The organism is Acinetobacter sp. WCHA39 (assembly GCF_002165385.1).
In the GTDB taxonomy this organism is placed as follows: domain Bacteria; phylum Pseudomonadota; class Gammaproteobacteria; order Pseudomonadales; family Moraxellaceae; genus Acinetobacter.
Genome location: NZ_NHRP01000013.1, coordinates 16,412 through 31,431, shown reverse-complemented (window position 1 = coordinate 31,431; position 15,020 = coordinate 16,412). Strand labels below are relative to the sequence as shown.

Below are 15,020 nucleotides of genomic sequence, written 5' to 3'. Positions count from 1 at the left end.
AAATGTAAATAGACCTAATATGACAAGCAATATGTTGGTTATTGCCATTTGTCTTAAAGCTGTAGTGTACTATATTGACAACCCGTATTGTCAAAATTATATTGGTTATAGCTTAAACTGCACATGATCAAGACAAATGTGTGCATATCATTCGAAATACAAAGGATAGGCAATGAAAAATTTTAAAAATAAAGTCGCAGCGATCACAGGTGCAGGTTCTGGGATTGGACAGCAATTGGCAATTTTATTGGCTAAACAAGGTTGCCATTTGTCATTGAGTGATATCAATGAGAAAGGATTAGCGCAAACTGTTGAGTTGGTAAAACAAAATCCAATCAAAGTAACGACCAAAGTTCTTGATGTTTCAAACCGTGAAGCGGTGAAGCAATGGGCGCAAGAAACTGTTCAAGATCATGGCTCAGTGAATATGATTTTTAATAACGCAGGTGTGGCACTTGGCTCAACTGTTGAAGGCGCAAGTTATGAAGATTTAGAGTGGATCGTCGGAATTAACTTCTGGGGCGTGGTTTACGGCACCAAAGAATTTTTACCATTCATTAAGCAAACCAAAGATGGTCATATCATCAATATCTCAAGTATTTTTGGTTTAACTTCGCAACCAACACAATCTGCATACAATGCAACAAAATTTGCGGTACGTGGTTTTACTGAATCATTACGTCAAGAACTTGATATTGAAAAGAGTGGCGTAAGTTCTCTTTGTGTACACCCAGGTGGTATCCGTACCAATATCGCAAAAGCGGCGAAAATGAATGACAGTTTAAAGAGCTTGGGCATGGATCCAAACAAATCGATCAAGCAGTTTGATAAATTCTTACGTACACCGCCAGAAGAAGCTGCACGTCAGATTTTAAATGCAGTGTTGAAAGATAAACGCCGTCTGTTAATTGGAACAGATGCGCGTATTGTGGATTCTTTCCAGCGTTTATTCCCAACGGGTTATCAACGTCTTGCAGCGATTGCAACGAAAATGATGTAAGTCTTGGCATCATGATAGAAAAAGCCATTCTTAGAGAATGGCTTTTTTATTTGAGGATCAAAGAAATTTTTAAATAAGGACTTTGATCTTGGTTTTCTTCCAAACGAACTGATAATAAGAGGCTTGTAATACACATAAGCACACAAAAGAAAGCGCGTAAGCAGTCCAAATGCCCGTTAAGCCCCATAACGAACTAAACCAATAGGCACAAGGAACTTCAATTAAAATAATAGTGAGAATATTAATCATCATTGGTACATTGACGGTTCCACTAGCTCGCATGATTGAAGCAAAAATAGCGCTCGCACCGAAGAATAAAATTGACCATAACACAATAAATAAGAGCTGCTGCCCAAGTTCAATGACGCTGTGATCGGTAATAAATAGAGCCATTAAATATTTGGAAAATAAGTAGGCTAAAGTGATCAAACTGCCCGTGAATATGACATTCATTCCCAAAGCGGTTCGTGTGACTTTGGCTAATAGTTCGGGTTTGCCTGCACCAATCGCTTGAGCGGCAAAAATAGAAGCCGCAATTGAAATAGAGAGGGCTGGAAATTGAATGTAGTTCAGAACTTGATTGACTGCGCCATATGCGGCAGTTGCGTGTGCGCCATAACGATTAACCAAACCAATAATGACTAAGCCTGCCAATGAAGTTGTCACCATTTGGATGCCTGTTGGGATACCAAGCTTTAAGATTAGTTTGCTTAGGTTGCTATCGTGACGAATACTTTTCAATAGACGGGCATCTATTTTCAGTGGATGGTTCTTATAATTGAGATAGAAGCTCAGAAAAATAAGGACTGCGGCATATCCCATGATTGTTGCAACAGCAGGCGCGACAATGCCTAGAGCAGGGAATCCAAAATAGCCTTTGAGCAAAACAGGCGTGACCGTCAAACCAATCAGACTGGTTAGGCTCAATGCAATTAGAGGGGTAACACTATCACCGACACCGCGTAAAATCGAAGTATAAATAATATAGACAAACAATAATGGACTACCCACCAGCATCCATCGAACATAGGGCAGAGAGAGGTGCATGACTTTAGGATCTGTACCTAATAATTGCAAAATATGCTCGGCAAAGCTCCAACCTAAAACAGCAATAATGCTGCCACCAATCAAGGTCATAAATAGGGTAGAGCCAATCACACTTCTGACTTTTTCAAGATTTTGCGCACCCCATGCCTGTCCAATCAGTACAGTCGTTCCCGCGGAGATCCCGATCACAAATGCCAATAAAAAGAAAAGAATTGGGAAGAATACAGACACCGCAGCAATCGCATCTACTCCCATCATTTGTCCGACAAAGATGGTATTAATCGTTCCTGATAAGTTCTGTAAAATGTTGGTGGCAATCAAGGGAACCAGAAAAACAAAAAATGTTTTCCAGAGATTGGGTTGCATGACCAAAGGTTGGCGGGGTGTCATTCTATTTCCTTCACGCTTCGCCCAGAAACGTTTCTATTTTTCCACCATACCATCATCGGTCATATTGACGTCATGATTGTTCGGTTTATTTTTGTTGATCAACACTCTGCAAGGATTGCTCCTGCACGTTGTAAAGTCTGATCAGTTTTGGCAAAGCAGAATCGAATCAGGCGTAGTGACTCGGGCGCTTGTTGATAAAAAACGGAAATAGGAATCGCGACAATTTTGTGTTGCTCTGCGAGGAATTGGCACATTTCCACATCATTCAAGTCAGGGCGAATCGCACTATAATCGAGATTTTGGAAATAAGTGCCTTGTGATGGAATAAATTGGAAACGTGAGTTTTGAATTTGGGTATTAAAAAGATCCCGTTTTGCCTGATAAAAGTTCGGGAGTTCCTGAACGTGCTCAGGATGTTGCTGCATATAGTTCGCTAATGCTATTTGGCAAGGTGTGGTGCCGCAGAAATTGGCAAATTGATATATTTGACGAAACAAACGCATTAAATGTGGTGCTGCAACGCAATAACCCGTTTTCCAACCTGTGACATGATAACTTTTGCCAAAAGAACCGATTACATAACTGCGTTCACGTAATTCGGGGAATTGCAGTGCACTAAAATGTTTTTGTCCATCAAAAACGAGATGTTCATAGACCTCATCAGAGAGCACAACGATATTTTTATCTTGAATGAGTTCAATCAGTTGATGCCAGTCTTGTTCTGACCAAATCGCACCAGTCGGATTATGCGGTGTATTGACGATAATCATGCGAGTTTTTGCATTGATACAATCTTTAACTTTTTGCCAATTCACCTGAAATGTTGGTACCTCTAAATGAATATGAACGGATTTCCCCCCTGCCAGTTGTACTGCAGGGGCATAGCTGTCATAGCTCGGGTCAAAAATAATAACTTCATCATCTGCATGGATACAGGCTTGAATGGCACAAAAAATCGCAATGGTTGCGCCAGGGGTAATGGTGATTTCGGTGACAGGATCGAGTTGCAGTTGATCTCGTTGTAAAAACTGTTTGGCCAGTTGTTCTCTGAGTACTAAAACACCATCTCCCGCAGGGTATTGGTTATAACCTGAAAGCGTGGCTTGGCTCAGCGCTTCAAGCAATGCAGGTGGAGCAGGGAAATCGGGGAAGCCTTGAGACAGATTCAGTGCATTCAGTCGTTGTGCGAGTTCAGTCATCACGCTAAAAATAGTCACGCCTTGGCTTGGAAGTTTTGACTGAAGCTGCAACATTGTTTTTAACCTGATTGACGTTTTGTTTTGCCGTGATTGTATAGTGAAAAGTGATGCCTGACCAAGTTATTGTGATTAAGGTAAATGTTGAATTTTGCCGTTAATCGACTGAAAAAGGTGTCTTATGTCAGGAAAAAGCAGGTAATTGTGTCTGAATAAAAACAATAGTGACGGAATTGGTCATTTTTTATTGAAAATTGTCTAAAAAATTGTTGTTTTTCATGATGATACGCTATTTTAGTTGCTGCTGTAAAGCGCTATAATTTCTATCGAGGGGTTCAATTAAATACCAATTATCGTGAAATGGGACATAGAGTAATGGACAGTTTCGATCTAAAAATACGCTACCCACATCATATTGATTTAAAAGATGTAGAGCAGCTTGAGGCACTGAATACCATTGGGGTATTAACTCGTTTTGATAAAATGGGCTGGAAAAAACAATTAAGCCGTTGGCTGCAGCTTGATGGTGCTAGCCCAACGTTTACCATTACCGATGAAAAGACAGAACAGACCATAGAAATCGTATTGAATACCTACGGATCATCTCAGGAACTTAACTTTATCGTCAAGACAGACATTCCAGTGGTTGTCCCTAAAAAACAAATATTTGGATTGGTTACACGACAGGCGAAAGAAAAAGTTCATTTTAAACAACTTTCATTGGTACAAGTGAAAGCCTATCTAACTGCATTTTTAAAACAAGATACAGATACTTTGATTCGTTATTATCAAGAAAGTAAACAGCAACTGGCGCAATCTGCATAACGATGAGGAGCAAATTCCCCCATCGTTCTGTTGCTATTTACAAAACATTTTCAACAATGGCACGAATGATACCCAGCGCCAAACCAATAAACGCCCCGACAATCACGCCATTGACACGGATCATGTGTAAGTCACCACCGACCTCACTTTCGATTTTGGCAATCATTTCGCGTGAATCCCACTCGTGGATACGTTCGCTGATATAACGGATGATCTTGTCGCTGTATTGCTCACTGAAATTAGTCGCTAAGCCGACCATTTTCTCATTCAATACTTGACGTACTTTTTCATTCTGAATCAGGCTTTCACCAAGCTGTTGTAATGCCGCCTGTAAATTCGTTGCAATACCAGAATCTGCCTGCATTAAATCCGTTTTAATCGCATCACATAAAATTGCCACAGCACCACTAATAAAGTTCAGCACCTGTGGACTGTCCAGCACATCATCCTTGCTCTGATTTAAGCGCTTGCTGGCTTCACTGTTGCTGTCCGCAAGCTGCAACATCAGATTATGCGTGGTGGTTTCAATGTCCTGCCGCCACGGATGTTCAGGGTTGGCCAACATCGATTCAACTTTTTCAATCAGTGAGTCAATTGTCCGTTGTTGCACATCAATCCCAATCCAGCTTGCGCCTTTGGCTAGTTTCCAAACACCTAATTCTTGGAACAGTTTACGTGATAGATCTCGTGCCTTTTCAGGATGAGAGACCATCCACTCATGCGCCAGATCAAGACCGCGTTGTAATACATCTTGATGGAAGTCATTTTCCAAAACAGCACGTAACATTTCACTGGCGAGTTTATTGATTTTGGTACTGCGTACCCATTGCACACTATTGTTTTGCACAAAGTGGGCAATTTGATCTTGGCTCACAAATTCAAAAATTTTCGGTACAGTATGTTGAATCATCTGTACGACTTGTTGGTTATTTTGAGGGTTGGCTAGCCATTGACCGACGGCCAAACTGAGGTCAGCATTTTTTAAACTGCGTTCAACAATTTGAGGAGATAAAAAGTTTTCTTGTACAAAACGCCCCATTGATTCTGCAATACGCGCTTTATTCCGTGGAATGATTTCGGTATGGTCACGCAATAGTTTGGGTAAAGGCATTTTTCCAAAAGGATTGCGGAAAAGTACAGTGACAGCGTACCAATCAGCCAGCCCACCAACTACACCTGCTTCCGCACCTAACATAAAAATATGAATGACCCATTTATATTCAGGTAAAAAATGCGCCGCGACCATTAAGCCAATCCATGCTACAACCGCAATGATCAATGCCATAGTGGCGAAGTACTTACTTCTTTGCAGGCTCGGTACGTGAATTTCTTCGACTGAATTCATTGAGTCATCCTTATCAATTTACTTTTTGTTTTGAGGTGGCGCAGGGGGCTGCAACACGTCTCCTGTTGGACTCAATCCGTATTTTTGCCCTAATGATTGCAAAATAAGCTGCGCATCAAAAGCATCAGGTGATTGCTGCTGAGTCTGAAAACACTCGATAGTATACGACACTTGGATTGGATCAAGATTGACCACTTGAGGCATATCATAGAATGGGTCAGGCCAAAAGGCAGGATGTCGGCGATAATAACCATATGGGTAATAAGAGGGTGTCGGATAAATCACGGCTTGGCGTTGCGTTTTATGTCGTGCGTTACTTGGATCATCAACAACAGTAAAATAACGGAAACCGTTTTTGACTGTAGTTTGTGCAGCTTTGAGTAAAGTAATTTCCTCTGCTGTACCATAACTCAAATTATTATCTGCTTGGAAACCAATGCGGTAAGTTTTGTTATTCAATGGATAAGCGGTGAATTGACCCAGTTGATCGAAGGTTTTGGGTTTTGATGGAACAGTTGCACATCCTGCCAGTGTTAATGTAACAAGGAGAGGGGCACATATGAATAAAGATTTCATTTTGCAATTCCTATGTTCAATATCTCAGGAGACGAGAGACTTAAAAGCTGCTATTCGGTTCTGTTAAAAAGGTCAGTTCTTCAGATGTCGAGCTTCGACCTAAGATGGCATTGCGATGTGGATAACGACCAAAACGGTCAATAATCACTTTATGCTTTTTTTCAAAGCTCAAATTAATTTCGTTCCCTAAACGTTGGAACAGTTTTAAAGCAAACTCGTGCATTAATTTAGATTCACTATGCATAAATGGCATATATAAAAATGAGCGTTGTTCGGGATTCAGTTGAGCATCGAGTTGTAAACTAATTGCTTCTTGAGCAAGCATCAATGCCATGCAGTCATAGGCAAAAGCTTGCGCTTGATCACGATATAGGTTGCGAGAAAATTGATCCAACACAATGATTTCGGCTAAACGACCTTCTGGTGTGTGTCGCCAAGACCAAAGCTCTGCTTGGGTCGCTTGATGGTGAATTATTTGAAATTGGTCGCGAATTTTTGCATCAAATTCATCACTTTTGGCAAACCAAAGCGAGCGATGCTCAGGGTCAAACCAGAAGTTAATAATGTCCTGCGCTTGCATAGTTCAGTATCCATCGGAAGATTTATTTTTTAATAAAATCACAATTTCAGCATGTCTTATATAACAAGATTGTGATAAAAATTGCCAAACTAAATCAGATGACTAGATCACAATTGTCGTTATAATTGGCAGAATAACCAAGTCGCGACCATTTATGTGGTTGGCTGATCTTAAATAAGCGAGCATATAAATTATGAATCAACCCAGCATACATTCTTCCTCTGTGATACCGACTTATGTAGATGCTTCGCTATTAAAGGGGATGCTACGCGGCATTGAACGCGAAAGTTTACGTATGCAAAGCAATGGATTTTTATCACAAAAAAATCATCCTGAAGCTTTAGGTTCTGCACTAACACATCCACATATTACGACAGATTATTCAGAAGCATTGATGGAGTTTATTACTACACCGAAAACAACCATCGCGGCTGCATTAGATGAATTAAGAGATATTCATAGCGTGGTACATCAGCAGCTAGAAGAAGGCGAAAGATTATGGCCACTGTCCATGCCGTGTATGTTGGATGATAATGAAGAAAATATTCGATTAGCACAGTACGGCACTTCTAATATTGGCCGCTTTAAAACCTTATACCGTCATGGTTTAGGTGTACGTTATGGCCGCCGTATGCAAACCATTTCTGGCGTGCATTACAACTTATCTTTCCCGGATCAATTGTTTGCAGTATTGCAACAACATGAAACCAAGCCAGAATTAAAACAACTCAGTTTGCAGGATTATCGTAGCCATCGTTATTTTGGCCTGATTCGGAACTTTATCCGACTTACCCCTTTAGTGATGTATCTGTTGGGTGCAAGCCCATCGGTCTGCCGCTGTTTCCTAACAGGCCGTGAACATCATCTACAGCCACTGGTCAAGGGCACTCTCTATTTACCTGAGGCAACTGCCTTACGCATGGGGCGTTTGGGCTACCAAAATTCAGCACAAAAAGAATTGGGCATTCATTATAACGATCTACACGATTATCTTGATGGATTGCAAAAAGCGGTACATACCCCTTATCCTGAATTTACCGATTTAGGTTTAAATGATGAACAGGGTGAGCCGATTCAAATCAATGATCACGTGCTCCAAATCGAAAATGAATACTACAGTCTAGTTCGTCCGAAACAAGTACCACAAGCAGGTGAAACCCCATCACAAGCATTGAAGAATCGTGGTGTTGGCTATGTAGAATTACGTGCCGTAGATGTGAACCCTTATAGTGCGATTGGAATTGATGAAATTTCAGCGGGTTTTCTTGAAAGTTTAGCATTGTATTGTTTATTAAATGACAGTCCTGATTTATTTGCCGATGAACAGGAACAGATTGATCATAATCAAACTGAAGTGGTCAATCGTGGACGTGCAGTAGATGCTAAAATTATAGAAGGTGAAACAATAGTTTCACTGCATGATTGGGCACAACGTCATTTAAATGCGATTCAAGACTGCGCTACTTTGTTAGATCAAATGGATGGTTCAGAGTTATATTCTGAGGCAATCCAAGTGATGCAGCAGCGTTTAGATCATGTTGAGAATACGCTTTCCGCGCATGTGATTAAAGATACTTTGGATAATGGTGGGACATGGAGCTTCGGGAGTGTCATGGCTCAACAACATGTCAATCGTTATGAACAACATCAATTGAGTGCAGAAAGAGAACAATATTTTGCAGAATTAGCGCAAACATCGTTGCAAAAACAGGCGCAACTTGAACAAGATAACGACATCAGCTTTGAACAATATCTTGCGCAATACCGTTAAAATTTTAGAGGACTTCCCATGCGATGGACTTACCGCTTAGTTAGTGCATTATTGGTACTAACGAGTATTATTGGTATCTCGTTTGCGTTGTATTTAGAACATGTGCAAGGTTTAGAGCCTTGCCCACTGTGTATTTTCCAACGTATTGGCTTAATTGGAATGGGATTGATTGCGTTAGTCGCATTTATTCATAATCCGATTTCAAATGGTTTTAAACGTTTTTATGCACTATTAGCAACCTTATCCATCGGTTGGTCAGTGGGCGTGGCATCTCGTCATGTTTGGCTACAGCATTTACCACCTGATAAGGTGCCAAGTTGTGGTCCAGGCTTGGACTATTTAGTTGATGCATTGCCAATGAAAGCGGTATTTCAGGAAGTGCTTTCAGGTTCAGGCGAATGTGCAGCAATAGATTGGACTTTCTTAGGACAATCTCTACCCGTGTGGTCGTTGCTGTATTTTAGTTTGATCTTATTGGTTTGTTTATGGCAGTTGTTTAGACATTATAGTGTTGCTAAATAATAAAAAAGCCAACGATACGTTGGCTTTTTTATTAGATCAAGAAGACTGACATCAGGTTTCTACGATGCCATCTAAATCATCAAAAGTATAATTATTCGGAACATTGATTAAATGTGTTTGAATACCTTCCTCAACGACTTCGTCAACATCGGGATATAACCAACGTGTAATCTGTTCAGCAACACTCGAATGGTACTGAATTTCAAAATGGTTTAAACCATAGAATACGGCTTTATGGGTTTCTGGTAATTTAAGTTGGAAGCGTGGATTTTGATGTTCACCTAGCGCACTTTCCACACTGACCAAATAATCGCCAATGACAGAGAGTGCTTTATTACGCAATTTCTCAAATTCTAAAGTACCTGCGATTAAGAAGGTATTGATATGAGAGGGTAATGGTGCAGGTTTACGATTATCATCAGCAAAGCCAATACGTGCATTATTATGTTCCCAATCGTCATCTCGAACACTGCCATGACGCAAATCTAAAATACCATTACTACGAATGTTGATCAGTTGACCAATTAAGCTAATAAAAGGGAACGCGCCCAATTTATCCTGCAAAATAAAACCAAAGCGTTCTAGCGCCGCACCATGATGTGGCGAACCAATACAAACTAAATTCTCAACCATATGCACCCATTGATAGAGATTCTGTTTGCCATAAAATAGGGCACTACGAGAAACCAAGCCACCCATACTATGTCCGATTAAATCAATGCTGGTGATTCTTGGATTTCGTTGTACTAAATCTTCAAGTACATTGGCAAAGCTTCGACCATTTGCAGAAATACGACGCCCTGTATTGTAGTTCAGATATAACATGGTGTTGTTGTCCCGTTGCGCAAGCAGACGTTCACCAATTCCACCATAACGGCTATTTGACCAGCTAAGATGATTCATACACAGACCATGTGTAAGAATGACAATACGACCAGTTAATTCACCTTGTTGTAATGATCCATAATGATCATAAAGCACCATAGGTAAAGCCATTGGGTTGTGTTGTTTTAAGAAAAAGTCTCCAAAAATCCCGTTTAATGCACCCACCACGAAATGCAGTGTTGGTGTCAGGGGTTTATCATGCAGCACAGGGAATTTTTCAATAATATGACGTAAACTTGGTGCAAGAAAACTGCTACCGTACTTCTGTAATGTGTCATAAGAAAATTGATAAAATTTTTGTAACTGTGGAAGTTTCTGTAAATTTTTAGCTTTTTGTGCGCTTAAACCAAGTGTTGTCCGTAACACTTCTGTTTGCACTAATTGCACCAATTCGTGAACACCACTTAAGCTCGTGCTCACAACTTGCGCCAAACCTTCCAAAACATCTGCCTGACTCGGGGGTGTACTGTCCCATTTGCAGTAGGTTTCATGCAGAGGCGTTAAACTTGGCATATTGATTTCCCCATCCTTGATATATACCGAAGGTTTGAAGTAATTGACTTAATATTCTTTAGATAAACTACAACAAACGCTTACATCTTATGTGTTTCATAAGTAATTTTTTTAGAATACTGATGAACGGAGTGCACTATCGTTTTTTGTGTCAGACAATATCAAGCTTAAATGTAATTTATATTGTTATTTATTTATCTATTAACCTAAATAATGTGATTTATTTGATAATAAGTCAAGCTGTTGTCTATTATGGTGCGTATGCAAATTATTTATTTACATGGCTTTCAAAGCAGCCCCATGTCAAAAAAGGGGCAACAATTAGAACAATATTGCACAAATGTTGAGCATGCTGATGTGCATTTACCTGATTTGAATAAACCGCCTGAACACGTTTTAAGAGATATTTCTAAGCTGATTGAAAGTTTACCAATCGATCAAGTGAGATTGGTTGGAAGTAGCTTAGGGGGATTCTATGCGACATATCTTGTCGCAAAATATGGATGCCCTGCTGTACTGATTAATCCTGCTATGCAACCATGGCAGTTATTCGAAGATTTATTCGGGATTGAACAAATCCCACTCAAAGTCACTGATTCATGGACACTCGATGCCGACCAATTGCAGCAATTACAATCAATTGCTGACACGAAGTTAAAGCATGCTGATAAAATTCTTGTACTGTTGCAACGAGGTGACGAAGTCTTGGATTATCGTCAAGCACAACGTTATTATAATGCAGCACAGCCATCTGCATTGATTTTAACCGACGCTGATGGTAATCATGCAATGGATGATTTTGAAGAAAAATTACCTTTCGTACTCCGATTTTTATCGACAGCCCTCTAATAAGGAAGTCAGACCCAGTGACACAATACACGGCACAATCCCTTGAAGTTCTTTCAGGTTTAGATCCTGTTCGTCGTCGTCCCGGTATGTATACCGATACCTCACGTCCAAACCATTTGGCGCAAGAGGTGATTGACAATGCGGTGGATGAAGCACTTGCAGGACATGCCAATCAAATTTGTGTCACGGTCTATGAAGATGGTTCATTGTCAGTCGAAGATAATGGACGAGGTATGCCAGTCGATATTCATCCTGAATATGGACAAAGTGGTATCGAAATTATTTTGACCAAATTACATGCAGGCGGAAAATTCAGTACCGATAATTACCAATTTTCTGGTGGTTTACATGGTGTCGGTATTTCTGTCGTGAATGCTTTATCAACACGCGTTGAGGTTGCGGTACAACGCCAAGGTAACTTGTATCAAATGGCGTTTGAACAAGGTGAACCTGTTGCACCATTATCGGTGTTAGAAGGTAAAGTTGCGAAACGTGCGACAGGAACAACCGTTCGCTTTTGGCCAGAAGCAAAATACTTTGATAGTCCAAAATTTGCACTAAAAGCATTGAAGCATAATTTGAAAGCTAAAGCCGTTTTAGCGGCGGGCTTAAAAATTATTTATGACGATAAAATCAATAATGAAAAAATTGAATGGCAGTTTGAAAATGGTCTAGTCGACTATTTAATGGATGAACTTGAGGATCGAGAGATTCTACCTGATCCTGCCTTTGTCAGTAGTGGACAAGCAGAGCGAGCAGCTTGTGAATTTGCGATCTGTTGGAATGTCGAGGGTGGTGAACAAATACAAGAAAGTTACGTCAACCTGATTCCAACTGCACAAGGTGGTACGCATGTCAATGGATTGCGTTCAGGGGTCACGGAGGCGTTACGAGAGTTCTGTGAATTACGTAATTTATTACCACGTAATATGAAACTTTCGGCAGAAGATGTTTGGGATGGGGTCAATTTCATTCTATCGCTGAAATTCCAAGAACCTCAATTTTCGGGGCAGACCAAAGAGCGCTTATCCAGTCGTGAAGCCTCCAATATTGTGCTGAATATTGCCAAAGATGCCTTTGCTTTATGGTTAAACCAACATGCTGAGATTGCAACGCAGTTAGCTGAAATGGCAATTGCTAAAGCTGGGCGTCGCTTAAAAGCAGCGAAAAAAGTGGAGCGTAAAAAGATCGTCTCTGGTCCTGCGTTACCTGGAAAACTGGCTGATTGTGTCGGTTTAACGCGTGAAGACAGTGAGTTGTTTATTGTCGAAGGGGATTCGGCAGGTGGAAGTGCTAAACAAGCGCGTGACAAGAATTTCCAAGCGATTATGCCGATTCGTGGAAAAATTCTAAATACATGGGAAGTATCTTCGGATGAGGTGCTCGCTTCTCAAGAGGTACATGATATTGCGATTGCCATAGGGGTTGATCCGGGTAGCGATGATCTCTCTGAATTGCGTTATGGGAAAATCTGTATTCTTGCCGACGCAGACTCTGATGGTCTACATATCGCGACATTACTCTGTGCCTTGTTTGTGAAACATTTCCCGACTTTAGTTGAAGATGGTCATTTGTTTGTCGCAATGCCACCACTGTATCGTATTGATATTGGTAAAGATGTTTATTATGCGCTAGATGATAGTGAACTCGAAAGCATTTTGAAAAAAGTGAAAGGTAATAAAAATCCGCAAATCACTCGATTTAAAGGATTGGGTGAGATGAATGCGAGTCAATTGCGTGAAACCACAATGGACCCAAATACGCGCCGTTTAGTCCAACTTGATTTGGATGATGCGCATTTTACCGCAGGGTTATTAGATAAATTGCTGGCAAAAAAACGTTCGAGTGATCGTAAGCATTGGTTAGAACAGAAAGGTAATTTAGCGGATATTGTGGTTTAAACGATTAGTTAAATGGATGAGTCAGCCAAGCTTGCATGCTTGGCTTTTCTTTATCTAGGGTCTAGCCATATTTAGGATAAATTAATCTGCATCATTTTAGTTCATCTCGTTCTTTTTGTATGCAATGTTGTATACAAGATTGGATTCTTATTTGTTTTATTTAATAAATATTAAAATAAAACAATAGCTTAAATTGTTGGCATAAAAATTGAATAACTCCACTCAGTAAAAATCAAAAGATCAATCTGTGGAGAACAAAGATGCAAAACAAATTAATGTCAATGTCCGTTCTTATGGCAGCGATGATGGGGGTAGGACTGGTCGGTTGTTCTAAACCAGCCGAAAAAACAGAAGCAGCAAAAACAGAAACCAAGGCGGCAGCACCAGCCGCAAGTGGTGACACCATTAAGGTGGGGATTTTACATTCACTCTCTGGCACGATGGCAATTTCTGAGACCTCTCTGAAAGATACTGCATTGATGACCATTAATGAAATCAATGCCAATGGCGGGGTGATGGGTAAAAAACTCGAACCTGTCATTGTTGACCCAGCATCAGATTGGCCGCTATTTGCTGAAAAAGCACGTCAGTTAATTACTCAGGACAAAGTTGCCGTTATTTTCGGTTGCTGGACATCAGTATCACGTAAGTCGGTGCTTCCTGTGGTTGAAGAGTTAAATGGTTTATTGTTCTATCCAGTGCAATATGAAGGTCAGGAACAATCAAAAAATATTTTCTATACAGGTGCAGCGCCGAACCAACAAGCCATTCCTGCGGTGGAATATTTAATGGGTGATGAGGGCGGTAAAGCACAACGTTTTGTTTTACTCGGTACAGATTACGTCTACCCACGCACCACCAATAAAATCCTGCGTGCTTTCCTGAAGTCTAAAGGTGTTGCCGATGCAGACATCATGGAAGAGTACACACCGTTTGGTCATAGCAACTACCAAACTATTGTTGCCAATATCAAGAAATTCTCCGCAGGTAAAAAGACTGCGGTGATCTCCACCATCAATGGCGATTCCAATGTTCCTTTCTATCGTGAGTTAGGCAACCAAGGTATTAAAGCGGCTGATATTCCAGTGATGGCTTTCTCAGTTGGTGAAGAAGAGTTACGTGGTATTGATACCAAGCCATTAGTAGGTCATTTAGCGGCATGGAACTATTTCATGTCAGTTAAAAATCCGAAAAACACCGAGTTTGTGAATAAATTCAAACAGTATGCAGTGGAATACAAGCTTCCAAATGCCGATAAAGTTGTGACCAACGATCCGATGGAAGCGACTTATGTTGGCATCAATATGTGGAAACAAGCGGTCGAAAAGGCAGGTACTACTGAGGTTGATAAAGTTCGTGATGCAATGGCAGGTCAAACATTTGCAGCACCATCGGGTTATACCCTCAAAATGGATGAAACCAATCACCATTTACATAAGCCTGTGATGATTGGGCAAATTCGTGGTGATGGGCAATTTGATGTGGTTTATAAAACGCCTCAAACCATCAAAGCTGAGCCTTGGAGCCCATACATTCCTAAATAATTTTCCTATGCAACTTGCTGTTTCGGCAGCAGGTTTTTCTTAGTTTTATTTCTGATTGATTGGTTTAAATAGAAAA

The 15,020-nt window shown here is 40.5% G+C and carries 13 protein-coding genes; 7 read left to right on the top strand and 6 right to left on the bottom strand.

The features are described 5' to 3' along the window. Nucleotides 1-172 precede the first annotated feature (172 nt). Nucleotides 173-1,000 carry an SDR family NAD(P)-dependent oxidoreductase gene (locus CDG56_RS08320; RefSeq protein WP_005156992.1) on the top strand — a complete coding sequence of 276 codons (828 nt, stop codon included), beginning with the start codon at nucleotides 173-175 and terminating at the stop codon, nucleotides 998-1,000. Between the two features lie 69 nt (nucleotides 1,001-1,069). On the opposite strand, the gene CDG56_RS08315 is transcribed toward CDG56_RS08320, so the two are convergent. Both CDG56_RS08315 and CDG56_RS08310 read right to left on the bottom strand, forming a co-directional pair. Further along, complete coding sequence (locus CDG56_RS08315; RefSeq protein ID WP_005156990.1) at nucleotides 1,070-2,437, bottom strand: MATE family efflux transporter; 1,368 nt, start codon at nucleotides 2,435-2,437, stop codon at nucleotides 1,070-1,072. A gap of 98 nt (nucleotides 2,438-2,535) precedes the next feature. Further along, on the bottom strand, nucleotides 2,536-3,690 hold the full coding sequence (locus tag CDG56_RS08310) for a methionine aminotransferase (protein WP_087547572.1): 1,155 nt from the start codon (nucleotides 3,688-3,690) through the stop codon (nucleotides 2,536-2,538). Nucleotides 3,691-4,008: 318 nt separating this feature from the next. Between CDG56_RS08310 and CDG56_RS08305 the strand changes: the two genes are divergently transcribed. Continuing rightward, on the top strand, nucleotides 4,009-4,458 hold the full coding sequence (locus CDG56_RS08305; RefSeq protein ID WP_005156986.1) for a hypothetical protein: 450 nt from the start codon (nucleotides 4,009-4,011) through the stop codon (nucleotides 4,456-4,458). A 37-nt stretch (nucleotides 4,459-4,495) separates the two neighbouring features. Here CDG56_RS08305 and CDG56_RS08300 read toward each other — a convergent pair whose 3' ends face one another. The 3 genes from CDG56_RS08300 to CDG56_RS08290 are packed head-to-tail and all read right to left on the bottom strand — an operon-like array spanning nucleotide 4,496 to nucleotide 6,959. Then, nucleotides 4,496-5,803 (bottom strand): DUF445 domain-containing protein, encoded by a 1,308-nt coding sequence (locus tag CDG56_RS08300; protein ID WP_087547571.1) that lies wholly within the window; start codon nucleotides 5,801-5,803, stop codon nucleotides 4,496-4,498. Between the two features lie 18 nt (nucleotides 5,804-5,821). Beyond that, nucleotides 5,822-6,379 (bottom strand): CC0125/CC1285 family lipoprotein, encoded by a 558-nt coding sequence (locus tag CDG56_RS08295; RefSeq protein ID WP_087547570.1) that lies wholly within the window; start codon nucleotides 6,377-6,379, stop codon nucleotides 5,822-5,824. A 40-nt stretch (nucleotides 6,380-6,419) separates the two neighbouring features. Then, complete coding sequence (locus CDG56_RS08290) at nucleotides 6,420-6,959, bottom strand: DUF924 family protein (RefSeq protein WP_087547569.1); 540 nt, start codon at nucleotides 6,957-6,959, stop codon at nucleotides 6,420-6,422. A 193-nt stretch (nucleotides 6,960-7,152) separates the two neighbouring features. On the opposite strand from CDG56_RS08290, the gene gshA reads away from it, so the two are divergent. Both gshA and CDG56_RS08280 read left to right on the top strand, forming a co-directional pair. Next, nucleotides 7,153-8,730, top strand: coding sequence for a glutamate--cysteine ligase (gene gshA / locus CDG56_RS08285; protein WP_087547568.1), 1,578 nt, complete (start codon nucleotides 7,153-7,155; stop codon nucleotides 8,728-8,730). Nucleotides 8,731-8,748: 18 nt separating this feature from the next. Continuing rightward, nucleotides 8,749-9,252, top strand: coding sequence for a disulfide bond formation protein B (locus CDG56_RS08280; RefSeq protein ID WP_005156976.1), 504 nt, complete (start codon nucleotides 8,749-8,751; stop codon nucleotides 9,250-9,252). 51 nt (nucleotides 9,253-9,303) lie between these two features. Here CDG56_RS08280 and CDG56_RS08275 read toward each other — a convergent pair whose 3' ends face one another. Then, complete coding sequence (locus CDG56_RS08275) at nucleotides 9,304-10,650, bottom strand: hypothetical protein (protein WP_005156973.1); 1,347 nt, start codon at nucleotides 10,648-10,650, stop codon at nucleotides 9,304-9,306. A gap of 261 nt (nucleotides 10,651-10,911) precedes the next feature. Here CDG56_RS08275 and CDG56_RS08265 point away from each other — a divergent pair, with 261 nt between their 5' ends. From CDG56_RS08265 to urtA, 3 genes are all read left to right on the top strand, one after another. Then, nucleotides 10,912-11,499, top strand: a complete 588-nt coding sequence (locus CDG56_RS08265) for a YqiA/YcfP family alpha/beta fold hydrolase (protein WP_087547567.1) — start codon at nucleotides 10,912-10,914, stop codon at nucleotides 11,497-11,499. Nucleotides 11,500-11,516: 17 nt separating this feature from the next. Continuing rightward, nucleotides 11,517-13,400, top strand: coding sequence for a DNA topoisomerase IV subunit B (gene parE, locus CDG56_RS08260; RefSeq protein ID WP_004659820.1), 1,884 nt, complete (start codon nucleotides 11,517-11,519; stop codon nucleotides 13,398-13,400). 260 nt (nucleotides 13,401-13,660) lie between these two features. Beyond that, a complete protein-coding gene (urtA, locus tag CDG56_RS08255) occupies nucleotides 13,661-14,944 on the top strand; it encodes an urea ABC transporter substrate-binding protein (RefSeq protein WP_087547566.1) in 1,284 nt (427 codons plus the stop codon). Nucleotides 14,945-15,020 lie beyond the last annotated feature (76 nt).